This is a genomic window from Shimia aestuarii, from assembly GCF_022814865.1.
GTDB classification, from domain to species: Bacteria; Pseudomonadota; Alphaproteobacteria; order Rhodobacterales; family Rhodobacteraceae; genus Shimia; species Shimia aestuarii_A.
Map to the genome: position 1 here is coordinate 59,009 of NZ_JAKVRD010000017.1, position 25,006 is coordinate 84,014.

The following is a 25,006-nucleotide window of genomic DNA, read 5'->3' on the forward strand; positions in this document are numbered from 1 at the left end:
ACGCCCAAGCATTGCTTCAGGCCATCGACGCGCTGCCAGATATTCCAGCAGCCGAACTTCCCGGCGTCTATCTGGAAGTACGCTCGCGTATCGACGAGCGCCTGAAGAAAGGCAGCCTCGACGCTAGTGGCCTGACTCTCCTTCGCGTCGCCGAGACCCCTGATCCCGGTGGCACCGAAGAGCGCGCGACGGTGTTTGCGACAGCCAAGGGTATTGAAAAGCTGCGCAAGAAGGTCGAGCAGTTTCGGACGGAAGACACACCCGACCGGGAAAAGGATGGTGAATTCATCCCAGGCCGTCCGAAGAACGCGGATCTGGTGCAGAGCGTCGCTGCCATCACGGAAGCGGGATTGCGTGCCCTCTGGCGCAGCCCTTCAGGCAAATTTCCAGCAGCGGATGTTGCGACCATCTGGGAGGTTTGGCTCGAGCCTCAAATGACCGAAGGTTTCGTCGCGGCCGCACCAAACTATGGCGTTACCGTGGGAGCAGATCGGCTGGAGTTTCCCGAAGATATCGTTGTGATCGTAGAGGCCGATCGCAATCAGCTCGCCCAAGCCGTCCGCCGACTAGGCGGCGTGCGCGCCCTTGCTGCTCCCACCATCACAGCGGATTTCTTCGACGGCTTGCCGGTGGCAGAACAGGCGCAGTGGGTCGACGAACTCGCGGGTCGTACGACCTACACTGACAATCCCGATCCTAGCTACGTCACGCTTTTGGATACCGGTGTCAGTCGCGCGCATCCTCTCATTCAGCCGGCGCTCAGCGTGGATGACCGACATGCCGCCAACCCGGCCTGGGGGCTGGAGGATGTGAAGGGCCATGGCACGCAGATGGGAGGACTGGCGCTCTTTGGAGACCTGACGCCGAAACTGCACCAGGCGAATCCGGTTTCTGTCGTGAACCGTCTGGAATCCGTGAAGCTGCTGCCTGATGCAGGGATGAACCCGCATCATCTCCTCGGCGCGGTTACCAGGCAGGCGATCAATACAGTAGAACAGGTCGGCCCCCGGCGCCGGACCTTCACCATGACCACGACGACGGGTGAGGACACCCCGCATGACGGCGCGCCGACGTCCTGGTCGACGGAGGTCGATCAGCTCGCCGCCGGTGTTTCAGGTGAGGTGAAACAACAACGCTTGGTGCTTGTCTCCGCAGGGAATACCGACAACTTCACCTTTGGTGCCGGAAACTACCTGGACCGATGCGATCACGAAGACAACGAAATCGAGTCGCCTGCCCAAGCGTGGAATGTTCTGTCTGTTGGGGCCTTTACAGAGAAGACCGTACTGCCAGACGGAGAGCCGGCCCAGGCGCTTGCACCATTCGGCGATCTATCGCCAGCTTCGAGAACTGCATCGTGGTCGTCCCATTGGCCGAACAAGCCGGACGTCGTCCTTGAGGGTGGAAACTGGGCGCTAAGTGCCATGCCACCGCCAATGCGGCATGGATGGTTATCGCTGCTTTCGACTCACCACAATTACCCAGTCCGATCCTTCACATTCACCTTCGATACCAGCGCGGCGACCGCGCTTGCCGCGAAGGATGTAACGGAACTCTGGTCGGACTATCCGACGCTTTGGCCCGAGACAGTGCGTGGTCTCTACGTGTCGTCAGCGCGGTGGACGCAGCAGATGCGTGCGCATCTGCCGGCCCAGCCAAACAAGGGTCACTTCACGCCCCTTTTTCAGCGCTATGGGTATGGTGTGCCGGACATGGCGCGTGCCCGCCGCAGCGCGTCGAACGCGCTGACCCTCATCGTGGAAGATACGATTACGCCGTACGGGATTTCAGAGAAGACCGGCGGTGATGTCCACAATGAAATGAAGCTGTTCGCCCTTCCCTGGCCCGTTGAGGCTTTGCGCGCGCTCGGCAATGCCGATGTGACCTTGCGGGTGGCACTCAGTAGCTTTATCGCTCCGAACCCGTCCGAAGCCTCGCGCGGCGTTCGGTATCGCTACGCGTCCCACAACTTACGTTTCCAACTCAATCGCGCTGGCGAGAACGAAGCCCAATTTCTGGCCCGGATCAGCAAGGCGGCCGAACAGCCCGATGGTCCTGCAAGCGACGAAGATGATCTTTGGGACTTCGGTAGCAATCGGCGCCATGTCGGGTCGCTCCATATAGATCAGCTGACATGCAGGGCTTCAGATCTGGCGCGGCGCAACTTGCTGGCTGTTCACCCAGTCACCGGTTGGTGGAAGTCGAAAAAGCTTCTCGCTGAGAGTTTGCCTTCCGTACGCTACGCACTGATTGTGGAAATCGACGCAGCAGAGTTGGACACCGAGCTCTACGCCGAGGTTCAAGTTGCTGTTGACGCATTGATTGCCGCTCAAGCAGTTGTACAAGTCTGACTTTAATCGAAACTCCGCGCGGCACTTCCGATCTAGCAGTCTCATCTACACCGGAACGCCATATGAAGTGGCAGTTCGATCGCTCTATTGAAGCAAGCACAGCAAAAGGGGAACCGTGAACCCACGGCTCCCCTTGCAGTTCAGATGTTCAAGCCTCGTACCAAGGTCACGCGACCAGCGAGAGCCCCGTGCCCGCGTCCTGCGGTTGCTCACCGCTGTCGATGAACGGGATGATCGAGAAAGTCTGGCCACCGCGCTGTTCTTCGTTCTGGACGGCGTTGACACGCAGGTCGCCATCGGGCGTGTTGATCAGCAGCGAAAGGTAGTCATTGCCCGTGCGGCTGCTCTTGGCCATCCACGCCGAGCCAACGCGGATCGGTGTGCCCCGGGGCGAGCTGACCTCGATGCGGTAGTCAGGGTGGGTCTCCTCGGTCTTGTAGCTGTTCTCGATCAGCATGAACTCCAGATCGAACATCATATTGGCGATGTAGCCGGTGAAGGCGTTGTCAGCGTCCATGGCGGTGAGCTCGCCCGAGATCGAGCCGGATTTCATCAGACCGTTCGAGACCAACGGGATGATCTCGAATTCGCCGCTCTGGGCCGCGCGCGCCTCTTTCGTCTGCACCGCGTTGACCCGGAACGGGCCGAGGCCCACATCGATCTGCATGGAGATGTAGGGGTTACCGCTGGTATTGCCGGTCTCGTTCCAGGCTGTGCCGATGCGCACCTTGCGGCCCGACTTGTTGACCGCGGTTACATCAAAATCCGGGCTGCGTTCGGACATCTTGGCCCGTGCCTCGAGCTGGATGGCAATGTCAAAGCGCGTCGAATGGATCATGCCGGTGTATTCGGCGGCTGCGGTCTCGACGTTGCGGGTGAGGGTTCCTGCGAACATGGGATGGTTCCTTTTGGATTGGCCGGTGCCTGACGTCCTTGCCAGCGCATCCGGGATTGCTTTCTCGACCCCTTGAGGGATCACAAATCAGAAAGCTTGCTTTCCCTTTATGCCCCGCCCCCAGCTTCGCGATGCCGTCTGAGTAGGTGTGCCGCCGCGCCCCCGGGTGCTGCGCCCCTCTCCTGCCCGTCTGATCTTGATTGGCGGCCCGGATTTTCCGCAGCGTCCTTCGATTGCGCGATGAAGAACTCCGCCTCTTTGCCATTCAACCGTTGCCCTTCCCAGTCGGTCAGACCGATGCAGCTGCCGTTCGGCAGAAAGCTGATCAGGTACTGACCGAGCCGATCCTTTTGGACAACGTAGCCGGTATTGGCCCAGTGCACGGTCTGGCCGGCATCGACGGCCGCCTTGATGTCATCGAGTGTCATGCGAACCTCCTTACGAAGAATGGTGGGGAAACGACGCAGGAAGCCCGGTCATCGAACCGGGCTTCACTGCAGCATTTGTTTGGCAAACGGCCGAGGCTGTCAGGCACCTTGCGTGGCTTGTGTCGCGCGCGCCGCCATCCAATCCTTCAAGCCAAGAACTGTTCTGCCGGCGGCGACGTCGGAGGCCCAGGCAACCCTTGGGTCGCCGCAGGGCTCGGAGCCGACATGCCGGTCGATGTGGCCATTGGCCACCCATGGCTCGGGCTGGATCCGACGCAGCCAGTCCGCCATGCTCGGGATGCGGCCTTGGCAATCTTCACGGACATGCTGCTCACCGATCCAGCGCACGGGAATGTCCCGACCCGCGCTATTGGTCAGGGTCAGGCCGAAGACACGTTCGGATTCGAACAGGCCTTGGGAATGATGACGCAAGGCGCGGTGCGTGAAGAGCGCGAGGTGCTCTTTCGAGGCGTCGAACCATTCGTGCACGGCCTGATAGTCAGACGGCACCCCGCCGAATTTCCGGGCAGAGCTTTCAGCGTGATGAAGCGGATGTGCCATCTCACAGTCCCTCGTCATGGCTGTGCGAGCATTCAACGTAGCGGTCCGCATGATCGAGCGTGATGCTGTCGTCGCGCAAGTCCCAGGTCAGCGTGCCATAGCCGCCTTCGTTGTTCTCGAACCCAGGGTGATGGTGATAGGCGAGCGACCAGGCGAAGTCGCCAACCTCTGTGGCAAGCGCCTCCGACAGTTGGACCTCTGCAGGCTGCACCGTCACATCCTCGACATTGCCGGAGTCGCCATAGCCTTCGTATTCGGCAGTGACCCCGCTGATGCCAAGCGCACGTAGTTGCGCGAGCAGCTCCGTTCGGGATGCCTTCAAGGTGGTTTCGCGCTCTGCACGCCACTGAGCCGCCATTGCGGCATAGTCGATCTGGGGATTGGTCATGGGACTGTCCTCTTGTCTGCAATTGGGGGGCCGGGTGTGGCATTGGTCAGCGCGCGCCCGGAAAGCGCAGCCCGGGCAAACCCCGATCCGCGACGCCCGACCCAAAGCCCGCTTTGACTTTTCAGGCGGCTTGTTCTGACGTCATGGCGGCTTCCTGCCCCACGATCCGGGCCAGAATGCTTCCCGTGTCGATCCCGTCCCCATGCGGCAGGAACACCCGCAGCTGGAAGGCGATGATCTCCGTGAAACACCCCATTGCCTTGAGGCCATCAATCATGCCCCGATCCGCGCCGCCCAGCTCGAGGCGCATCTCGCCTGCGACACGGCGACGGGTCAGGGTCAGACCCCGGCCCAGATCGACAGGCGCGGTGGTGCCGAGGGCGGCGGTCAACATCTCCTGCGGTGTTTGCGGGTTGGAGACGAGGAAGCGGGCGCGCAGCGCGGCCGCCCCTTCCTCGCTCAGCGTGCGCCCGATCATGGCGGTCGCCCCATCGGGCGTGACCCGGTAGATGCGCTCATTGGTGGTCGGAATATCCTTCCAGATCGGCAGCAGCAGCCCGGTCAGCAGGTAGAGCTTGGTCGTGGTGGTTTTTGGCAGGGACGCAGCCTCGGCATCCCAAAGACGTGCGAACTCAGGCCTGTCGATCTCTTCCCAAGCCGAGGACTCAAACCGTGCCTCTTCGAGATAGCTCGACCCGTTTGGCCGCACCGCCTTGCGCATCAGCGTGACGATGTCCTCGTCATACATCTGCATGGGCCGCGCCGAGATGAGCGCCGCGCGACCGGAGGCGCGGTTAACCATCGGCAGCTTGTCGGGATTGCGCGATATGGCCTCTTTGGCGCCCAGGACATACACTGGGTCCGTCACCTCAAGTCCGATGATCCGCGTCACGGCGCCGGATTTCGGGCAGGTCCAGAGATCCTCTGTGGAGACCTGTTCGATCCTCTCGCCGCGCATGGTTTCGACGCCGAGATCGAGCGTGCCCGCCGCCCGCGCGCGTTCGGTCTGATCAGCGATCCGGCGCATGAACTCGGCAAAGAGCGCGTTCTGCATGTGGATGGGAAGGGCCAGAACCCGGTTCAGAAACCGCTGGATCGGGGGAAGCTCCTCAAGGAGCACCCCGTCCTTGTCGATCAGCCGCAGGGCCGTCCAGTCGGTGAAGCTCTCGTAGCTCATCGCCTCAGCGCGCCCGGCGGCAAGATCGGCGAAATACCCACGCAGCGCCGCCCGTGCGATCGGGCTTTCGAGATTGTCCTCCTCGCGGAACATGCCCTGCGAGCCGGTCTCGCGCTGACCCTTGGTCAAGGCCCCCAGCTGGTCGAGGCGTTTGGCGATCGTCGAGGTGAAGCGTTTCTCGCCATGCACATCCGAGGTGCAGACCCGGAAGAAGGGCGCGCTGACCTGAGCCGAGCGATGCGTGCGGCCCAGCCCCTGGATGGCCGCATCGGCGCGCCAGCCGGGCTCCAACAGGTAGTGCCGGCGCCGTTTCTGGTTCTTCGCCGTTTGCGCCGCGTGATAGGACCGGCCCGTCCCGCCCGCGTCAGAAAAGATTAGGATAACCTTTTCGCCGTCCATGAAGGCTTGGGTTTCGGATGAATTGCTGCTGGCGGCGCGCTTTTCGATGAAGAGATGACCATCCTCGGCCTTGAGGGGCCGGATGGACCGCCCTGTGACTTCTGCCACGGCCTCGTCGCCAAAGGCCCAGAGGATCTGATCCAGCGCCGAGGGGATCGGGGCGAGCGTCATCAACTCCATCATGGCCGCATCGCGCAGGGCGAGCGCCTCGCGCGAGACAACGAGCGCCCCGGTCTCATCCCGCAAGGGTTCCGCCACCATGTTGCCGTCAATCTCCACGAGCCTTTGCGCATGAATCGGGAAGGCCTGTTCGAGGTATCCCAGCGCGTAGTCGCGCGGCGTCAGCGCACCCTCGACCAGCTCGTCCTCCGGGTCCATTGTCTCAAGCCGGCGTTTCAGCAGACTCTCACCCGTCGAGACCACCTGGATGACGCAAGCCTTACCCGCTGCCAGATCGTCCTTGATCGCGCGGATGATGGTCGGGGCTTTCATGCCCATCAGGAGATGGTTGAAGAAGCGCTGTTTCGTGCTCTCGAAGCGGGACTTGGCCGAGGCGCGTGCGGCCGACGCATTGGTCTCGCCCGAGGCGTCGTTGACGCCGGTCGCCGTCAGCGCGGCTTCGAGATTGTGGTGGATGGTGCGAAACGCTCCAGCGTAGGCGTCATAGACCTCGATCTGGGCCGGGGTCAGCGCGTGTTCCAGCACATCGTATTCAACACCGTCGAAGCTGAGGGCACGCGCTGTGTAAAGCCCGAGCGTCTTGAGATCGCGCGCGACCACCTCCATGGCGGCGACACCGCCAGCTTCCATCGCCGACACAAAGCTCTCGCGGCTTGGGAAGGGGTATTCGGGGCCCTGCCCCCAGAGCCCCAGCCGCGCGGCATAGGCCAGGTTGTGCACGCTCGTGGCACCCGTGGCCGAGATGTAGAAGACGCGGGCGCGGGGTGCTGCCAGTTGCAGCCGCAGGCCAGCAAGGCCCTGCTGGGAGGGTTTGACCCCCCTGCCCTGCTCGGACCCCGCCGCGTTCTGCATGGCATGGGCCTCATCAAAAGCGAGGACGCCTTCAAAGTCTTCGCCCATCCAGTCGAGGATCTGGCTGAGCCGCGTAGTGCCGCATTTGCCCGCGGACCGCAGCGTGGCGTAGGTGACAAAAAGGATCCCGTCGCCCATCGGGATGGGCTGGTCGGGTTTCCATTTGGAAAGCGGCTGGATATCAGCAGGCGAGCCGCCGAGATCAGTCCAGTCGCGGATCGCGTCCTCGATGAGCGTGGCGGATTTGGAGACCCAGATCGCCTTCCTGCGTCCGGCCAGCCAGTTGACAAGGATGAGCCCCGCGCATTCGCGGCCCTTGCCGCAACCGGTGCCGTCGCCGAGGAAATAGCCAAGGCGATAAGCCCGTGCATCGGGGTCATCATCGGCGCGCGTCAGCTTGGTCTGGTCGTCATCGATGGTAAACCGACCGGGCAGATCACGTACATGGGCATCACGCGCCATGATGATGGTCTCGAGCTGCTCCTCGGAGAGATGTCCCTCCTCGATCAACCGTGCGGGCAGGCGCAAGTCATCACTGCCCGTGTTTGAGGGCATGGGCGGGGCAACCGAGGCCATGGCGATGCTTTCGACGAGCGGCGTGGGATGTTCCTGCGCACCCGCGATCGCGATCCGCTGCGGCCGGTAGCGCGCATAGATGTCCGAGATGGGCGTGTTGTCGCGAGGGGTCTCAAAGCTTGTGAAACTGAGCGGACGGACGGCATTGGCCCGGGGTTTGTAGGCGGCGACAGGCGCAGCAGCGGTCTTGCGCGGAGCAGAGGATGCAACGGTCGGTCGCGCAGGAGTAACCGCTGCTGCCCGTTGGGCCGGGCGCATCTCGGTCCGGGTTGCGGCCACGGCGTCGACAAAAGGAAGGGCTTCGTCCAGATCGCACACAATGGCGCGGATCATCTCGCCACCCTCCTGCACCTTGTCGAAGACCATGAGCTGGGTTTCGACAGAGGTGCCGAGCTTGCGGTAGACCTGCCCCGGCATCGTCAACGCCAAGCGCGGCGTGAGCAAACTGCAGGCGCGTGACCAATGCGCGGCATCGCGTTCGGGCGTGAATCCCGGCGGCATGATCGCCACCAGCCGCCCACCGGGCGCGAGACGCTTGGCAGCCGCGACGAGATGTTTGGCGGCGATGTGCTTGTCTCGGGAGCGATCGACCGAGGAGGCGAAGGGCGGGTTCATCACCACGACGTCGGGTAGAAGCGGCGACTGCAGCAGATCGTCGATATGCTCGCCGTCATGGCCCGTCACCTGGCCGCCGAAAACCGCGCGCAGGAGGCGCTGGCGAAAGGGGTCGATCTCGTTGAGCAAAAGCGTGGCACCAGCCCGGGCGGCGAAAGCGGCCAGTGCACCGGTGCCAGCCGAGGGCTCCAGAACGGTCTCGCCCTTGCGGATCGCCGTGGCCTGCAAGACCAGCGCCGCAAATGGCAGCGGCGTGGAAAACTGCTGCAGCCGGATCTGCTGCTCGGAGCGGCGGGTTTCCGTAAGGAGACGTGAGGCGAGGAGTTTTGCGTTGGCGATGTCTGCTGTGGCACCGGCCCCACGCAGAAGCACCTGGATGGCCGCTGCCTGCATCATGTCATAGGCCATGCGCCAGTCCCAGGCGCCACCGGCATCGCTGCCATGAAACGTCTCGCGCATGATACGCGCGAGCGCTGAACTGCGCAGGGGCTGGTCATCGACCTCCGTGCCGATTTGCGCGAGGGCAGAGGCGAGATCGGCTTCGGAGATTGCGAGAGCCGGGTTGGCCGTTCTGGGTTTGGACATGGGGATTTTCCTTTGGACCAGGGTCTGAGTTCCAAAGGACAAAAAGCCCGCTTTCGCTTTTCAGGGTGACGGGGGGTCAGACCGCGCTGCCCCCCAAGGCTTGGTCAGGACTTGGGTTCGACCTGCCGCTTCGCATCAATCAATGCCTGTGCGGCCTGCATCACCTGAACCTGAGATGTTCCCGAGCGTGCATCCTCCAGCGCGGCCTGCACCTGCGCGCAAAACCACGTGTCATAAGAATTCGCTTCAGCGGCCACGGAAATGCTCCTCGAGCCCGATATCCAGCAGCTTGCCGAGGTCATCGGGCATGTCTGCAACGCGCACAGCAATTGGGAAACGGTGCCCCGTCAGGTCAGGCGCGCATTGCTCCTCTAGCCCGAGGTGCTGCCTATCCTTTTCCGCCTCAATCATCGTGCTTTCTCCGACCGTATTATCAGCCGATGCTACATCTTCACCAGCGGGGCGTCGTAAACGATAATGCCAAAGGGTCACAGCAAGCTGGCCCACTTACCGATCGGGCACCGCTTCAAGAGAAGTTTCGAACCGCTTGCCCGCCGCTGCAGCTTCTTTCAAGAGCGCGTCGAAATTGTCAGGTGGATTGCCATCTTCCAACATCCCTTTGAACGTCGCATAGGCATCCGTCTTGCTGCCGTAGGCGCGCAGGGTCTTGTCGTCGTTCACCCAGGCCACCACGATGACCTTCGCATCGCTGTTGAACCGATAGAACAGCCGATACTGCTGGAAGAATTTCGCCCGGAACCAGTGCTTGCGGTGATCGCCGAGTGTGCCGCCTTGCCGGAAGGCGGCGGCACCCGGATCTGTCGGTATGGCCTCGGTGACCAGCTTAAAGATGGCGGCCAGCCGTTTCGTCGGGTTTTTCTTGCGCCAGGTCTTAGGATCGCGTGCCTTACGCGCCTCGACCTCTTCAATCAACCCTTCGAGCTGATCCAGAAAGAGCGGATGCGCATAAATCGACCATCCGTTTACGACAAGGGGCGCTTGGGCGGGCACGCTATCGCCGCTCATTCATCCTCGAGCGATAGCGGCGCATCGAGATCGACGTCAACGTCTCCGACCAGTGCTGCAAGACGGTCATGCAAAGCCCCATCGAACGCCCGAATGCGGTCCGGATGCGCCTTGATATCGGCCTCGACAAAATCGAGAAAGGCTCCGAGCACGGGATCGTCCTCCTCGTCGCTGCGCACGGGCTCGATATAGACCCTGCCACTCGGCTCGGTGCAGTAGCGAATCTGGTCGCCCTTGCCCAATTTGAGCTGTTTGCGCACACCCGCCGGCACGGTCGTCTGATACCGATCCGTGAGTTTCGAGACATCTTGTGCGAGCACTGTCATGGCAGTCTCCTGAAAGAATGGGGGTCTTTGCTGCCCGCGATAGGTAATGCATTTGCATTGCCTTGTCAAGATAAGCCGCAGGATCTGTTGTCGCCGGCAGTTCGAAGAACCGTCCGGCGCAGGACCTAATTTCGCCCCGCCAGGTACTCCGCCAGCACAGGACTGGCCTCGCCTTTTGCGGAGCTGAGCAGCTCCGAGCCCGCAAGCGAGGCCTTCGACAGGCGTACGAGCCCGCCGGTTTCCTCGATGCGGTAGCAGCGGCGTTTCTGCCGGCCCCGCCTGTAGTGCGTTGCGGTGACGATCTGGCAGGTGCTGCCATCGGTGAGCGTCACGGGCGCGGCGAGCCTGATCTTGTCGCCTTCCTGGTAGTCCGGGATCGCAGCCCAATCCCGGCAGCGCTGGCGCCAGTCATGGGCGTAGCTGTCGGGATCTTTCAGGTCGGAGAGGAGCTCGATCAGCCCAAGGGGAGCACGCGACTCGTTCGGGCCAGCGCTTTCCTCCATGTCCTTGTAGCCCCAGCAGCCGTCATCGTATCGGGTGAGGAAGACAGCTCCGAAAGTGATGGAGCCATCCGCATCGGTGACATAGGTCGCGTCCTCGACAGGGGTGCCGTCGCGATTGGTGACCCTAGCCGCTGCATACCAGGTGGAGCCGACCTTACAGGCCTTGACCAGTTCGGTTTTGCGCGTGTCGCCCTCAAAGGTGCAGAGCCGGGCAATCTCCGCTTTCTCGTCCGCGTAGGTCTGGACGCGGCGATCGGTGTAGAAGAGCCATCCCATTATGCCGCCCTCCGGTCATCGATTTCCATCAATGCATCGAGCGGCACGCGGTAGGGCTGCATGGCGTCGAAATCCTCGCAATTGCCACAGTTCTGCACGATCGCGAAGGTGTCGCAGGCATCCTTGAGGATGACCCGGAAGGTGCCGCCGAGGCCCGAGGGCACCTCGTAGGTCCCGCCGATGAGATAGTCCGAGGCCCGGCGCACGAAGACGCGGATACTGTGGCCATCGGTGGCGAGCCGGATCGCCCCCCGCCCCCGGTCGATGAGCACTTGCACATCGTCGAGGATGTCAGTGTAGAATTGCCCGGTCAGATCGCGAAACGCCATGCGGCGCTGCGCCATCCAGTCGGTATCGCGAAATGGGTTCATGCCGTCGGCGAAGGCAAAGGAGGGATCGGCCTGTTCGGTGGTGACGATACGGGTGGTCGTGCCATCGATGCCGTTCGAACGCAGATGCACACCATTGCCGACGATGAGGATCAGGGCCGGCCTGTCCACGGGCCCATTCCAGTTGGGCAGGAAGGTTTTGCAGGCGCGCGCATGTGCGATTTGCGCCGCGACAGCGGACGCAGAGAACTTGAGAATAGCCATGGGGATGTCTTTCTGTTCGGTTTGGAAGGGTCGACCCGCGCGCTCGGAATGCTCCGCGCGGGTCACTTGATGCGTCAGGCCGCTTGCGCGACCTCGCTGGCAGGCTCCGGAGTTTCCACGGTGGGCTCCGCCTCCTCAAAGGCGACACCGGCGGTCTGCATCATCGGCGGGCACCAGGCGGCCACGGCAGCGCGCTGCGCGTCCGTGAGTGTGGCGAAGGGTTCGGCGAAGAGCTTGTCACAAAAGGCGACGATCTCTTTCTTGCTGGACGAGGCCAGCGTCACCGCCTCCTGGGCCAGACCCAGATCCTCGCCGAGGATCTTCAGGAGCCAGGCCTTCTTGAAGCGGTTGAAGAGCGCCGCATTCGGCATCCAATGGGCGCGGATATCGGGCATGATCTCGATCTCGAAGTCATGCATCAGGCTGTCACGCTGCCGGTCCCGGGCAAAACAGGACTGCGTGGTGCTGGCTGTCGCATAAGCGACGAGCTTGGCCTTCTCCCCTGCTTTGAGCGCGCGAAACGCCGCGAACTGATCGGCGGGCGGGCGGGTGTCATCGCGCCAGGACAGATCAAGCGCATCATGCGCCGCGGCCACCTGCTCGAGCGAGGTCTCGTCGATCTCGTCCATCTTGGCGTGGTTGCGGTATTCCTTGCGGGCCTCGATCTTGATCGCCTGCGTGACACTCATGCCGCTGGCCAGAACGTCACTGACCAGCTTGAAGAGCGTCAGATCGAGCGTGGCTTCCGGATGCAGCGCCATCGCGGCCCCGAGGGCCATGGCCCGCTCGGTCTTGAGGTCCTCGGCCAGTGAGGCCGGGTAGGTGATTTCGCCGGCGTCTGGGGCCTCCTCCCCGGTCGGGCTAGCCGAGGAGCCGCGCGCGCCCTCCTTTTTGACGGTGTCCTCCGGGCGGACGAGGCCCACATGGAGCGTGATCTGCCCGTTCGACCAAGACGCAATCACGCCTGCACGGGCGAGATCCTCGGCGCTGTAGGCCTCCTGCAGATCGCGGGCTTCGTCTTCCAGAGCGTCCACGCGCTCGTAAAGGACATTGTAGGCAGCGTCCTCGAGCCCCTCATCCTCCATCTCGAGCTGCAATTTCTCAAGCTCGGCGGTGATCTCATCGATGCGCTTTTGCGCAGCCTCATCGGGCTCGATCGGGCCGGGATAGACGCGGCCGTAGTCGGCCATGGTCGCGTAATCATAGCGGACCATCGCATCGGCCCAGGCAAAGCCCAGCTTTATGCGGGCCTCTTCGGCGGCGGCACCGAGCTTCTCGAGCAGGATGGTTTCGACCAGCGCCGCATCCTCAAGCACGGAATGCTCATCCAGCAGATCGGCTGCGACGGCGCCGCCGCGCGCCTCGTAGTCTTCGCGCACGAAAGCCCCGATATCGTCGCTGACCTGCACGCCGCGGGACTTGAGCGCCTGGCGGACTGTATAGGCCTGCAGGTAGCTATCTTCCTTGGTGAGCGCCTCGAAGACCTCGCGCTGCACCTCCTGGCTCGGATGCTCCGCAAAGGCCTTCATCGTGTCGAGCGTGATGGTCTTGGCCCGGGCCGCGGCGCGGATCTCGGGGTGGATCAGACCGTAGCGCAACCGGCCTTTCACGGCCGCCACCGTGGTGCCGAAGGTCTTGGCGATGGTCTCGGGCGTCTGGCCGTCGACTTCCATCATCCGGGCGAAAGCCTCGAACTCGTCGATGGCGTTCATCGGCGCCTGGGTGATGTTCTCGGCGAGCGACAGGGCAGTGGTGACGTCGCAGTCGTCAGGGACAAGCCGACAGTCGACCTTGGTTTTCGCAGTGAACCCCTTGCTGGCATTGTCGGCGATCAGCTCCTTCAGGGCTGCATGGCGCCGGCCGCCGGCGAGGACGGCGTACTTGCCGTCGAGCTTCTGGACAAGAAGCGGCTGGAGCAGGCCCAGCACAGCGATGCTCGCCTTCAGATGCGCGATGTTCTCGGGCTCATAAGTTTCCGGGGAGTTGCTGCGCACGTTGGCGGGATGCGGGACCAGATCGCCGATGGCGACGGTGAGGGGGGCAAAACTTGTGGTCATGGGATATCCTTCCAGATGGGTTAGGTGTGGCCCGCGCCTCTACGCGCGGGACCAATCCCCGGCTTCGGGGATCACCACGAAAAAAGGCCCGCTTTGCCTTTTTTGGGGGCAGCGGGCCTTAGTCGTCTGAGATGTCACGGGGAGGCGTCCCTTGCCCTTCTACCAGTCGCGCGCCAGCATGACGGTCAGTACGCGCATTGTGGTCACGGGATTGCCCGGGGTCTCGGCCCCGTAGCGGAAATCCGAATCCGCTTCATAGAGATCGATTTTCCAGAACACGGTCTCGCCCCGGATCTCGACCGCCCCGAAATCATGCCATCCCTCGGGATCATTGTCCTGCTCAAAGGTGGTAAACTCACCGGTGGCTTTCACCGCCTCGGCCATAAAGCCGTCACCGGCCTCCATGAGCGAGCGGGTGACATGCATCCGGCCTTGGATGGGCTGCGCGGGCGGCACTCCAAGGCACGCGAGCTTGCGGAACGCGTCGTTCTGCGCGGCGATCACACTCGGATCCGGGCATTCTGTCTGGGGCTGTGCAGTGATGGTCATAGGGCTCTCCTTTGAGAAGTTGAAACACCCTTCCCAAAGCCTGCTTTTTCTTTTCTGCTTGTCGGAAGGACCGAAGCAGAAGGTGCCCTACCCGAACAGCCCCTTGGGTCTGTAATTCGAGTTGGGGATGGTTTCGATCCAGCCGCCTTGTTCTTTAATGCTCTCGAGCGCTGCCGAGAACGGATAAGCGCCCTCGGACTGGCTCCACCAATAGGCACCGCGCTTGAAGGTGATGATCTTGCGGCGGCCGTCGTTGAAGCAGGCCACCCGCAGCGTTTTGGGTTCCTTACGTGACATAGGAATCTCCGTTCTCCATGTGGTCAGGCGGCCTCGGCGCTGCGCCCTGCCCTGCCCATCTCCGATCTGGCGATCAGATAGTCGCAGGCGCGCTGCGCATCCGCGGCGTGCTTGAAGATCGCACCCTTGTCCGACCGAAGAACGCGCAACCAGTTGTGGAGGTAGGCGGCATTCATCTCGAGCGTATGCGCCGTGAAGCCGAGCGTCTGACCCAGGAACACCGAGGTCAATTCCGCGACGATCTCCTCGCGCGCATAGGACGTGTTGCCAAACTTCGAGAACCCGAAATCACGGTTCAGTCGATGGGGGGCTTTCGTGGCATGGGCCAGCTCATGGGCCCAGACCCCGTAGAAATTGCGCGGGTCCTGGAACCGCGTGATGGATGGCATGTAAACCTTGTCCACGGGGGGCAAATAGTACGCCTCCGTGCCCGTGAAGACGGTTGTGATGTCGATGGCGTCGAAAAACGCCTGCATGTGCGGGATGGGCTCGGACGGCGGATGCTCGGGCACGGGCTCCGGATCGGGGAAGAAGCTGTCGGGCAAGCCCTCGATCTGGCAGGCATTGAACACGCGGTAGGATTTCTGAAAGCGAAAGATGCGGGCTTCCTCGGAGTGATCATCCCCGTCGCTGCGGTCACGCTCATCGCCGCCCGCGTCTTTCCGGCTTTGACCGTAATAGACGACGACAGAGGATTTCTCACCCTTGCGGACCTTTGCGTCCAACGCATTGGCCTGCGGCAACGTCATCCAGAAGGGAGAGCTGTGGCCCGCCATCACGGTCCGCATCGTCAGCAGGAAGTTGTTCACTCCCTGGTAGGGTTCTCCGCCCACGCGCAGGGGACGAGAGCTGCCACCTGCGGTCCATGGCTTGCGCCACGGCAGGACGCCGCGCTCGATGATGCGGATGATTTCGTTCGTGATGACCTCGGAGGCATCGAATTTGGGCGTGCGGGATCGGGCCATGGCTGGCCTCCTTTCGAGTGTTGGTGAGAAGATTGGGAGTCAGGTTGTCTGACGGGGCCGCGGATCATTGGCGACCTTCGCGCCAAGCTCTTCGACCATGTCGATATAGGTGGTCAGTGAAACGGACCTGGCGAGCCCCGAAGGGGCAGCGTCGACCGATCCGTCCCGCGCCACGCACGGCAAGTTCGCGAAGGCGATGACGTCACGGACGGGTCGGATATCGATGAACGGTGTCCCTCGCACGACTGCAAGAGCGGCCAAGGGAAAGCGCTCGATCGGCGCGAAAGTCGACACTGTGGTCCAACCGAGATGGAGGAACGTCCCACCCTCCCCGCAGATCACGTGCGCGTTTGGCAGAGTCGCAGCCTGCGTGAGATAGCCGAGATCGCGGAGAACGGCTTTCCGCTCGAGCCGCCGTGCCAGCTTCGTCTCGCCGGTTCGGCGCAGTTCTCTATGCCGCCACCAAGAGGCAGCGGTCGCGCGCAACACGCGCAAGACACCTGTTTGCATGGGAATGCCCTTCATCAGGAACGGCAGACCGGAACCCGGCCCGGACCCATCTGAGGGACCCCAAAGGCCCTCATCCGTCAGTCACAAAACCCGAAGAACACTTTCACTTTCTCCAGCCCCGTTGGGCACACAACAAAACCGAAAAGCCCGGCACATCTGCCGAAGCCATTGATTTCATGCAGCAATTCCAGACCGGCACCCAAGATCGGCAACACATATCGGCAAAACCTTGCCCGCGGCTCCGAAATGTGTATGTTTTTCAATTACTTTGTAAACATAGAAGATCGGCAAAAATGCTGGAAACACCCGCCAGAATCGAACCCTGCTTCTTCGAAGAGCATATTCCTACAGAATTGGCAGACCTTTCGGTCGACATCCAGAGGGAAGCCACCGGGCTGGGCCAAGGACTGCATCCTGACAGCGCAGCCGAACTTGCCGATCTTGTCCGCGTGATGAACTGCTACTACTCCAACCTGATTGAAGGACACAACACACGCCCTCGCGACATCGAAAGGGCGCTGGCTGGCGCCGAGCTTGAGGAAGAAACCCGCCCTCTCGCCCTTGAGGCCCGGGCCCACGTCATCGTTCAACGCGGCATCGACGAGATGCATCGCAAGGGCACCCTGCCCCGCCCCACATCTGTCGAATTCCTGACTTGGGTCCATAAGAGCTTCTACGACGAGATGCCGGATGAGTTTCGGGTCATCGAACATCCCGACGGCACACAAGAGCCCATCGTTCCGGGACGCATGCGCCAGGATGACGATCGGGAAGTTGCGGTCGGGCGCCACCTACCTCCTTCATCGTCGCGCGTCGCGGCATTTATGGACCATTTCGACAATCGGTTTCAGATTGCGGCGCGGTCTTCGAGCGGACGGATCATCGCGATCGCGTCTGCACATCACCGGCTCAACTACATCCACCCTTTCCCGGATGGTAATGGCCGCGTCAGCAGATTGATGTCTCATGCCATGGCCCTCACAGCGGGGATTGGTGGCCAAGGGCTCTGGTCCGTATCACGGGGGCTGGCCCGCGGGCTAACCGATCGGGGCGAGTACAAACGGATGATGGATCTGGCCGACAGTCCACGCCGCGGAGACCGCGACGGACGGGGGAACCTGTCAGAAGCGGCACTGAAGACGTTTAGTGAATGGTTCCTAAAGGTGACGCTCGACCAGATCACCTTCTCAGCAAGATTGTTCGATCTCGGCGGACTGGACCAACGGTATCGTCGTCTTGTTGCAGATACCATCGATGACAAGCGAGCGCCGGAACTGATCTCGGCGGTACTTCGGCATGGTGCTCTGGAACGAGGTGATGCGCAGATTGTGCTCAAGACGTCCGAGCGTACTGCTCGCAACACGCTGAGTAAACTGACCGCCGCCGGATACCTGACTTCCGCCTCGCCGAAGACGCCAGTTCGGTTGGCGTTTCCGGTGGATTATCGAGAGCGGCTCTTTCCAAACCTTTTTGGAGATGGTGACCTGACTGAGTGATTTTCGTTAGTCCGCGCTCTGCGCAGGAAAGCGGGCCCAGGGAGAAAGTGGACGAATCCCCTAAGCAATGAGTTCACAGCTGTGAACCTGTCTTCTGCGCGACGAAACAAGACGCAGTTCACAGCTGTGAACTTTTCATGCAGCGTCCTTTCTCATAAGGGCCATGATCATGGGACCACAGGAGAATTCGCCGAGCGCAGCCTTTGCAGACAGCGACCGCAAATACCCACCAGGTGACCGAATGTCGCCGAAGCGTTCCAACATTGCCAAGATGACCACCGATGCCTCTTCCGGGCCCATGTACTTTTTGGCCTCATCCCACGCTGAAGGAGAGACGCCCATCATAGGTCTTATTACATCGGCAACCCTTACTAGATCATGCCAGTGGCGCACAGGTCGTTCAGCATAAGTTCGGTATTCAGAGCAAGCGGCCAAAACGAGACCGAGGGGTATTCTTGGTAGATTGTTGTCGACCGAGACAGGCTCATCAGTACTACCCTCTGCAACCAGTGCTGTCGCCGGATCGGAGGCGCTGCCCTCGCCCTGCGCTTTTTCTAAGCGTGGTTCAAAATCATAAGAGTCTTTATTTGAATTCTGATAGTGCTGCTCATTTGTGACTTCATTGGTGCTCATATCTTGTGATTGCACTGGTTCCAACAGGTCCCTAATTGCGTTGAGGGCTTCGGACAACGTAGATTCCATCTGCTGCAACTCTGCAAAATCGAGCTTGCGACGAAGGTCACGCGCCGTCAGGACGCATAGGTCGGACGCCTGGTCCCAGATGGCGTGGTCAAGGCGCAGAGAGCGGCCGTAGTCGACGAGACCCGCTAGATCACGGCGCATGAGGCTTACAGTGGTTCTAAGCCGCTTGTAGCGCTCCTCCGCAGCACGGACAGCCTCTGCGGCTTCGCACACTTCGACGAAGCGTTGGGCGAGGGGGGCCAGATCGAAGCCGAAAGCGATCTTTTCGTCCCCATACTGGCGCGCGTAACGCTTGCCATTGGGACTGTCGCGACGCACGACGAAACCGGTTTGCACCAGGTTCGCCAGATGCCGCCGCATGGTCGAGCAGGGCATGCCGTTCAGGCGCTCACAAATAGCCTTGTTGGACGGATGCACGACAGTTTCACTATGGTTCCCGCCAACGATCGTGGCCTGATGGAAACTGACCAATGCCTGAAGCACGCTCAAATCACGGTCGGACAAGCCGAAGGCGATACGGGCAGCGGCGAGTTCGCGAAGTGCTTCCCATTTGTTGACGCCGGAAGGCGGGAGGTCCTGTTGCGCCGCTGCCTGATAGTGCAGAATGGCAGCATTTATGGGTCGCCTGAAAGGCGTTACGGGGGTGTAGTCCATTTTACATTCACGACGACAAAGAAATCACGGTCCGCGAATCACTTAAGACTTGCGAAAAACGGCGTCTGAGACTAACTTGAGAGTGCTAAGAACAAGTCAGGGTCTCGTAGGGCGGTCGCTTTGCGGGACCTTTTCTTTGGCTTTTTCGTGCCTCCTGTTTTTGGTTTCTGCTCTTCCTCAGTCTTCTGAACGCTGCTTCCAGCGTTCGTGAAGTTCTTCAATCAAATCATCGGCTTCAGACTCTACCCAGTCGGCAAACTTACTATTCTGCAACTCGATCGAGATCCCTTTGGCGGTGCGTTTGAGCGTGCCGCCACGTTTGCCCCCAATCCTGAGCGGCTGACTGGATGCAGCAGAAGGGGAGGGGGCCTTGGCCGGTTTGACTAACCTTGTGACAACCTTCGACACGGCCTCGAACGCCTGCACAGAGGGGTCGTCGGTCGCAGGTGCGGCATCAATCACCATGGCCACATCGGCCTTGCCATGGGTTTCCTCAGCAAGGCGGATCAGGCTGCCCCGATCCAGGTCGTTGTCCGCGATGGCACGGCCCATGGCCTCCCACCGGGGTCGGCCGATGCCGTGTGCAGCACCGATGGCGCGGATGAGGTCTGTACCGACCATGTCGGCGATGGCGATGGCCATGGACACCGAAGATTTGGTCACGGTCAGAACTTCTGCAACCTGTGATTGATTTCCAAAACCCGACGATACGAGTTCTTGCGCAAAAATCGCCTTTTCAATGAAGGACAAATCGCGGCGCGCCATGTTTTCGGAAATCTGCGCACGCAGGGCACTGTCATCATCCAGATTGGCAACCAGTGCGCGCACCTTGGCGACCTTGTCTGACTGGCGGATCGCCTCGAGCCGCCGGCGACCATAGACGAGCAGATAGCGGTCCGCCTCTGACGGGTGCCGGCGCACAAGAATTGGTACGGTCTGACCATTCGCCTCGATTGCGGCGCGCAGATCATGTACATCGGCTGGATCAAGCCGGTCGGCCATTCGGTCGTCGACGATACTGGCCGGGTCGAGTTCCCAGACATGATGTGAATCGACCGCATCACGGGCCGAGCGCAGGGCGCGGTTGGACGTCATCATAGGGGTCGCGGCACCAGCCTGAGGGGTAGGGGCCGGGCCACCGGCTGCCGCGAGATTGTCGAGCATCGACATCCGTTTTTTCTTGCCACTCGTCATGACCGCCCCCACGTTTTCTGAATAAGATCAGCGACTTCATCGTTCAGCGCGTTCAGGCTTTCAAGGGCGCGATCGTAGGTCGTGCGGGTAAAGGCGCTCCGCTCGACTTCGTATAGGGTTTGCTTTGTCAGACCTGCATCGGAGATCGCCGTGGATTTGAGCATTGGCGAGTTGAGCACCGCATCGCCATACATGGTGCGCAGAAAGGCGACGATCCGGTTTTGTGGTGCATCCTGAGGTTCATAGCGTGTCAGCGCATAGCGCATCCAGTCGTGGGACATGTCCGCACCGCTTTCGGCGATCACGTCCATTAGATCAGCCGTCATGCGCAGAAATTGCGACATCGACATCACGTCGAGCATTTCCGGATGAATTGTGACCAGTACGCCGGTGGCGGCCGAAAGTGCGGACATGGTGAGAAAGCCCAGTTGCGGCGGGCAGTCGATGACCACAACATCGTAATCGCCGTCAACCTGCGCCAACGCCTCTTTCACGCGGAAAAAGAACAGGCCTGCGTTGCCTTGTGAAAGAGCACGCGGCGTTTCGTGTTCGAACTCCATCAGTTCCAGATTGCCCGGGATCAGGTCGAGGTTCGGGATATAGGTCTTGCGGATGACAGCGCGGATCGGCTCTGGGTCGTCATAGCGGATCGCGTCATAGAGCGTGCCGCCATCTGTCAGATCGAATTCGGGCTGTACGCCATGTAACGCCGTGAATGAGGCCTGCGGATCAAGATCAATGCCCAGGACGCGATAACCGCGCAAGGCCAGCCGTTGTGCAAGGTGTGCCGAAGTCGTCGTTTTGCCCGAACCTCCCTTGAAGTTCATCACACCGATGACTTGCAGGTGATCGCCATCACGCCGTCCGGGGATATAGTCTCCAGGCTTGCGCGCGGTCTTTTCCAGCAGGATACGCAGGGCCTGAATGTCCTGCGCGGAATACAGGCGACGATTGCCGGCCGTCAGTTCAGGCGAAGGGCCCTTGCCATCAAGGTTGATTTTGCGCAGGTATGAGTCGTTCACACCAAGAAGCGCTGCCGCCTCGCCGGAGGTGAATTTGCGCATTTCCTTTGTGGCGTCAGGGGGAAACAGGCTCTCGCGTTGCGAATGCAACTGGTTGGCCAGCCACTCGGAATGCTGGCGGATGACCGCGTTCAGGTCCTGATGCACGAAAGTCTTGTTCATCTGCCCTCTCGATCCGCGCTACGCATCTTCGGCGTGTTCACGGTTATTGACGTTTTTTGCCTCGTTTCCGTGACTATTGCCGTAAGAGTCGGATTCGCGCAAGTTTTTTCCACATCTTGTGTGAGCTCACCGTCGAAACACAAGCCCGTTCGCCGTCGTCGTCGCATGCTGATCTTGGCAATTGCGGCAAGATGATATACATACAGGCTCGTATATCCACTTGGAGGAACGACACCATGCAAGTTGCAAAATGGGGGAATTCGCTCGCGGTCCGGCTGCCTGCCGATCTTGTGCGCGAACTCGGCCTCAAAGAGGGTGACCAAATCGATCTGATAAAGGACGACGGTACCTTGCTCGTCCAGCGCCAACCTCGCGCCGATGAAGTCCTGCAAGGGCTAAGGCGGTTTCGCGGAAAGCTATCCAAGGACGCACGCCTGAGCCGCGACGCTGCGCATGAGCGCTGAATTCGCGGATACAAATGTCGTCCTTTACCTTCTTGACGACGGCCCAAAGGCGGATCGGGCGGAAGACATCCTGGGGCAAGGGCCGCGGATCAGTGTGCAGGTCCTGAACGAAGCGATGGTCAATTGCCGGAGGAAAGCCGGTCTCAGTTGGGAGGAGACCGGCGCTTTTCTCGCAGGGGTCCAATCCTTGTGTGAAGTCGAAGACCTGTCTGTGCAAACCCATTTGGTGGGCCGAGCTTTGGCAGAAAAATACCAGCTTTCGGTCTATGACGCGATGATTGTGTCGGCCGCCCTTATTGCTGGATGCACGACTTTGTGGAGCGAAGATATGCACGACGGATTGCTGGTTGAAGATCAGTTACGCGTCGTGAATCCATTCACCTGACCAGAAAACGGGCTGCAACCTTGCAATTGTTCCATGAGTTGGAAGATTTGCAAGGTTGTGTTTATTGCTCGCACTTCAGCAAGCCCAACTTCTCCGCGCGTTCCAGCAGCATCCTCACGGACGACGGCTGCCAGCTGGCGCGTCCGCGCGGGGTGCGTTCGCGCATGGATTCCAGTCGGTCACAGATCGCCTGGAGCGTGATGTCAGGGTCCGCGCCCTTGATGCCAGCGACAATCGCGGGCAGGCGGTCGTCGGTTTCGCGTCGTCCAGCGCGACCAAGCACTTCATTGGGCAGAAACCCGTCGCGCACATAGGCTTTCACTGCGCGCAGAAGGCGGCTTTGCGTCCAGTGGCGGTCGTAGGGCAGGGGGCCATTGATGATCCGAAGCACATCTTCCCAGGCCATATCGGGTCGAAGTCGTCGGACATGTGGCACCCAGTCCTGAGCCGTCTCGTTCAGCCGCTCCATGTAGCCGTCTTGCCGCGCGCGCCGCACTTTGCGTAGCGCCGCTGGATCGCGGGCGCGTAGGCCCGGGTTCCCGCCGACCCGGCCCTTAGTACGGGCACTTGCCAGCCCCGCCTTGGTACGTTCGCGGATCAGCGCCCGCTCGAACTCGGCCGCGGCGCCTAGAACCTGCAATGTGAACTTGCCCTGTGGGGAAGCGGTGTCGATGGGGTCCTGCAGGGAGCGGAAGAAAGCTCCCTTGGCCTCCAGACGTTCGATCACCTCCAGCAAGTGCGACAGAGACCGCGCAAGCCGGTCGATCCGCACAACGACCAGCGTATCGCCGCTCTGGACGCGTTCGAGCACGCGTGCCAGCACCGGTCGCGCGCGATTGCCGCCCGAGGCGTGCTCTTCAAAGATCTCGACGCAACCCGCAGTTTGCAGGGCCTCAGACTGGGGCAGGGGGGTCTGATCCTCTGTGGAAACACGGGCGTAGCCTATCAGGGGCATAAAATCGGGCCGTTTGCAGTTTAAGGTATCGCCACTAAACGACCGTTTGTAAACAAATGCAAGAGAGTGCTCTCTCGTCGTGCTGGCGCAGAATCCCTTGGTTTCCTTATCCTGAACGCGATCAGAGAGGTTCCGCCGGCAGTCGCCCGCGCATACTACGTAAAGAGCATGGGTAATGGCCACAAAATCGCTTGGGTAATGTGCATATTATGCGTATTTTGCACATATGAAGCCGCTAGCACATATTTCAAGTGATGATTTCGACGACCCCCTCACCACAGTCGAGGGGGATGAAGAAGCTCACGAAGAGGATCTTTGGTTCCTGCCGGGACCCATTGAAGAAGAACCGGATTATCTGCCTCCCGGGCCACGGGCGGAGCCACCCGAACCTGCGGTCATCGACGAGTGGGGACGCGCGGAAGGGGCTCATGCTGCACGGCTGGCAAAGGTGGCTGGACGCCTGGGTGCTCTGGATGACCGACTACTGCGTGGCCCAGAGGGCTGGCGCCATCGGCTCGCTCTTATCGAGGCGGCGGATCTTAGCTGGTTCGCGGGGGATCGGGTGAATTCTGATCGTCTTGCGCTCTGGGTATCGATGCGGCTCTCGGGCGCACAGGATGACCCAAATGCCTTGGCACGAATTGGATGGGCAGTTCGGCGTCTGACGGGCGGTCTAGGACCGGAGGTTGACTTGGCCGCCTTCCTGGATCGCCGTGATCCCGAAAACATCGAAGACAGCACTGAGCGTTTCGAAGATCGCGCGGGTGGATGGCTGGAAGTAATGACAGGCGCAAAAGGTCTCCACCCGATTACCCGGGCTTGCATGGGCTTTCATCTCTGGAGCCTGGCGGGCCTGGGACAATACGGAGACCAGATCGAAGCCGCCGTCACCGCATCCAGGATCGCGGCCAGCGACGGAAGCGGCGCCGTCTTCGCGCCACTGGCAATGGGTGGGGCAGGGGGGCTGCGTGCATCTGGTTCTCCGGACGAACGATTGGCCCGTTGGTTGGCGGGGATGGAGAGCGCTGTTCTAACGGCGATGCGGCATTTGGATTTGGTTGAGGCTTGGACGGTTCAGGCAGAGGGCGAAATGGCGAAACTATCAGGCAAGACGCCTCCTGCTTTGCTAACTCTCTTCGCGGAATGGCCTCTGGTGTCCGCGCCGATGGCTGAGACTCAGATCGGTGCCAGTCGCGCGGCGGTGCAACGAAACCTCGCGTGGATGGAAAAGAAAGGCTTGATCCGCGAGGTTACAGGGCAGGGGCGGTTCCGGATGTGGCGGATTGCAGCTTAGTATCTGCCGGGTGACGGCTCAAAAACGTATAAGCGCGCATATGTTAAGTTGGCTCTTGGCCAAGAGTGCGCATGACTCGGGCGCACCTGGGACGAATACTTCTCGGGCGAAAGCGGCGCGCCTAAGACCCGCAGCAAGAGTTAAGTCCGCTATCCGCGTCGGACCCGGGGTCATGCCAGCCAAGTTCGCAGAACGTCAGAAGGCCGCAAGCATGTGGACTAGGCCTTTTTCGATGTTCTTCCACGGCTTCTTGCCCACGGTATGTAAGAACCAACATCTGGTACCGCAGATATTTTTCGTAAAGAACTGCATGAAGCGACAACAGATTTTGTGACCCACAGGCCTGGATCAAGGACTTATGGAACTCCCAGTCATATCGGAATCAGGATCGGAGCGACCACGCCCTGCGCCAATGGCTGCGGGAACTGGCGAATAAAGGGGGCTGATGCCGGAGAGTGCAGAATCCTACGCTAAGGCTATTTGGTCATCTTTTGGGCCACCTGTATTCGCCGGTGAGAAGGATGTGCGCCCACCCGAGGGGTGAGATATGCGCTAGCAGGTCTGCTGAG

Annotated in this window: 25 protein-coding genes and 1 pseudogene; 5 read left to right on the plus strand and 21 right to left on the minus strand. The window is 61.0% G+C overall.

The genetic code is table 11. The annotated features are described in order from the left end of the window. Nucleotides 1-11: 11 nt before the first annotated feature. The gene (locus tag MK745_RS15095; protein ID WP_243614096.1) at nt 12-2,351 is read left to right on the plus strand and encodes a S8 family peptidase; all 2,340 of its coding nucleotides are present in this window, start codon (nt 12-14) and stop codon (nt 2,349-2,351) included. A 166-nt stretch (nt 2,352-2,517) separates the two neighbouring features. Here the strand turns inward: MK745_RS15095 and MK745_RS15100 are convergent, their stop codons facing one another. From MK745_RS15100 to MK745_RS15175, 16 genes are all read right to left on the minus strand, one after another. Next, complete coding sequence (locus MK745_RS15100; protein ID WP_114512665.1) at nt 2,518-3,246, minus strand: DUF736 family protein; 729 nt, start codon at nt 3,244-3,246, stop codon at nt 2,518-2,520. Nucleotides 3,247-3,353: 107 nt separating this feature from the next. Next, the gene (locus MK745_RS15105; RefSeq protein WP_093733159.1) at nt 3,354-3,674 is read right to left on the minus strand and encodes a hypothetical protein; all 321 of its coding nucleotides are present in this window, start codon (nt 3,672-3,674) and stop codon (nt 3,354-3,356) included. Between the two features lie 99 nt (nt 3,675-3,773). Continuing rightward, nucleotides 3,774-4,235, minus strand: a complete 462-nt coding sequence (locus tag MK745_RS15110) for a DUF6915 family protein (protein WP_243614097.1) — start codon at nt 4,233-4,235, stop codon at nt 3,774-3,776. 1 nt (nt 4,236) lies between these two features. Further along, complete coding sequence (locus MK745_RS15115) at nt 4,237-4,623, minus strand: DUF6878 family protein (protein WP_243614098.1); 387 nt, start codon at nt 4,621-4,623, stop codon at nt 4,237-4,239. 121 nt (nt 4,624-4,744) lie between these two features. Further along, complete coding sequence (locus MK745_RS15120) at nt 4,745-9,007, minus strand: strawberry notch family protein (RefSeq protein WP_243614099.1); 4,263 nt, start codon at nt 9,005-9,007, stop codon at nt 4,745-4,747. Between the two features lie 104 nt (nt 9,008-9,111). Continuing rightward, the gene (locus tag MK745_RS15125) at nt 9,112-9,264 is read right to left on the minus strand and encodes a hypothetical protein (RefSeq protein ID WP_043754116.1); all 153 of its coding nucleotides are present in this window, start codon (nt 9,262-9,264) and stop codon (nt 9,112-9,114) included. Continuing rightward, the gene (locus tag MK745_RS15130; RefSeq protein WP_243614100.1) at nt 9,254-9,418 is read right to left on the minus strand and encodes a hypothetical protein; all 165 of its coding nucleotides are present in this window, start codon (nt 9,416-9,418) and stop codon (nt 9,254-9,256) included. Before MK745_RS15130 ends, MK745_RS15125 begins: the two co-directional genes overlap by 11 nt. A gap of 96 nt (nt 9,419-9,514) precedes the next feature. Continuing rightward, entirely contained in the window at nt 9,515-10,033 is a 519-nt protein-coding gene (locus MK745_RS15135; protein ID WP_243614101.1) for a type II toxin-antitoxin system YhaV family toxin, read from the minus strand. Continuing rightward, nucleotides 10,030-10,359: a type II toxin-antitoxin system PrlF family antitoxin gene (locus MK745_RS15140; RefSeq protein WP_243614102.1), complete on the minus strand. Its 330-nt coding sequence runs from the start codon at nt 10,357-10,359 to the stop codon at nt 10,030-10,032. Before MK745_RS15140 ends, MK745_RS15135 begins: the two co-directional genes overlap by 4 nt. A gap of 125 nt (nt 10,360-10,484) precedes the next feature. Further along, nucleotides 10,485-11,138: a DUF6927 domain-containing protein gene (locus MK745_RS15145; RefSeq protein ID WP_243614103.1), complete on the minus strand. Its 654-nt coding sequence runs from the start codon at nt 11,136-11,138 to the stop codon at nt 10,485-10,487. Then, entirely contained in the window at nt 11,138-11,731 is a 594-nt protein-coding gene (locus MK745_RS15150) for a hypothetical protein (RefSeq protein ID WP_025042408.1), read from the minus strand. Before MK745_RS15150 ends, MK745_RS15145 begins: the two co-directional genes overlap by 1 nt. Before the next feature lie 74 nt (nt 11,732-11,805). Next, nucleotides 11,806-13,788, minus strand: coding sequence for a ParB/RepB/Spo0J family partition protein (locus MK745_RS15155; RefSeq protein WP_243614104.1), 1,983 nt, complete (start codon nt 13,786-13,788; stop codon nt 11,806-11,808). 159 nt (nt 13,789-13,947) lie between these two features. Then, a complete protein-coding gene (locus MK745_RS15160; protein ID WP_028288612.1) occupies nt 13,948-14,337 on the minus strand; it encodes a DUF3768 domain-containing protein in 390 nt (129 codons plus the stop codon). A gap of 87 nt (nt 14,338-14,424) precedes the next feature. Further along, a complete protein-coding gene (locus MK745_RS15165; protein WP_072629723.1) occupies nt 14,425-14,634 on the minus strand; it encodes a DUF6330 family protein in 210 nt (69 codons plus the stop codon). A 23-nt stretch (nt 14,635-14,657) separates the two neighbouring features. After that, nucleotides 14,658-15,599 (minus strand): ArdC family protein, encoded by a 942-nt coding sequence (locus tag MK745_RS15170; protein ID WP_072629722.1) that lies wholly within the window; start codon nt 15,597-15,599, stop codon nt 14,658-14,660. 39 nt (nt 15,600-15,638) lie between these two features. Then, complete coding sequence (locus tag MK745_RS15175) at nt 15,639-16,124, minus strand: hypothetical protein (RefSeq protein ID WP_072629721.1); 486 nt, start codon at nt 16,122-16,124, stop codon at nt 15,639-15,641. Between the two features lie 278 nt (nt 16,125-16,402). Here MK745_RS15175 and MK745_RS15180 point away from each other — a divergent pair, with 278 nt between their 5' ends. Further along, entirely contained in the window at nt 16,403-17,605 is a 1,203-nt protein-coding gene (locus MK745_RS15180) for a Fic family protein (protein WP_243614106.1), read from the plus strand. A gap of 135 nt (nt 17,606-17,740) precedes the next feature. Here the strand turns inward: MK745_RS15180 and repC are convergent, their stop codons facing one another. From repC to repA, 3 genes are all read right to left on the minus strand, one after another. Next, the gene (gene repC / locus MK745_RS15185) at nt 17,741-18,961 is read right to left on the minus strand and encodes a plasmid replication protein RepC (protein WP_243614107.1); all 1,221 of its coding nucleotides are present in this window, start codon (nt 18,959-18,961) and stop codon (nt 17,741-17,743) included. 177 nt (nt 18,962-19,138) lie between these two features. Beyond that, nucleotides 19,139-20,155, minus strand: a complete 1,017-nt coding sequence (repB, locus tag MK745_RS15190; protein WP_055296344.1) for a plasmid partitioning protein RepB — start codon at nt 20,153-20,155, stop codon at nt 19,139-19,141. Continuing rightward, nucleotides 20,152-21,339 carry a plasmid partitioning protein RepA gene (gene repA / locus MK745_RS15195; protein WP_055296343.1) on the minus strand — a complete coding sequence of 396 codons (1,188 nt, stop codon included), beginning with the start codon at nt 21,337-21,339 and terminating at the stop codon, nt 20,152-20,154. The genes repB and repA overlap by 4 nt, the downstream gene beginning before the upstream one ends. A gap of 236 nt (nt 21,340-21,575) precedes the next feature. Between repA and MK745_RS15200 the strand changes: the two genes are divergently transcribed. Next, on the plus strand, nt 21,576-21,803 hold the full coding sequence (locus MK745_RS15200; protein WP_055296342.1) for an AbrB/MazE/SpoVT family DNA-binding domain-containing protein: 228 nt from the start codon (nt 21,576-21,578) through the stop codon (nt 21,801-21,803). Further along, entirely contained in the window at nt 21,793-22,188 is a 396-nt protein-coding gene (locus tag MK745_RS15205; RefSeq protein ID WP_110281057.1) for a PIN domain-containing protein, read from the plus strand. The genes MK745_RS15200 and MK745_RS15205 overlap by 11 nt, the downstream gene beginning before the upstream one ends. A 61-nt stretch (nt 22,189-22,249) precedes the next feature. Here the strand turns inward: MK745_RS15205 and MK745_RS15210 are convergent, their stop codons facing one another. Further along, complete coding sequence (locus MK745_RS15210; RefSeq protein ID WP_243614108.1) at nt 22,250-23,143, minus strand: recombinase family protein; 894 nt, start codon at nt 23,141-23,143, stop codon at nt 22,250-22,252. A 226-nt stretch (nt 23,144-23,369) separates the two neighbouring features. Between MK745_RS15210 and MK745_RS15215 the strand changes: the two genes are divergently transcribed. Further along, the gene (locus tag MK745_RS15215; protein WP_243614109.1) at nt 23,370-24,437 is read left to right on the plus strand and encodes a helix-turn-helix domain-containing protein; all 1,068 of its coding nucleotides are present in this window, start codon (nt 23,370-23,372) and stop codon (nt 24,435-24,437) included. A 121-nt stretch (nt 24,438-24,558) separates the two neighbouring features. On the opposite strand, the pseudogene MK745_RS19900 reads toward MK745_RS15215, so the two are convergent. Next, nucleotides 24,559-24,804: pseudogene (locus MK745_RS19900) on the minus strand (hypothetical protein); the annotation flags it as partial. Nucleotides 24,805-25,006 lie beyond the last annotated feature (202 nt).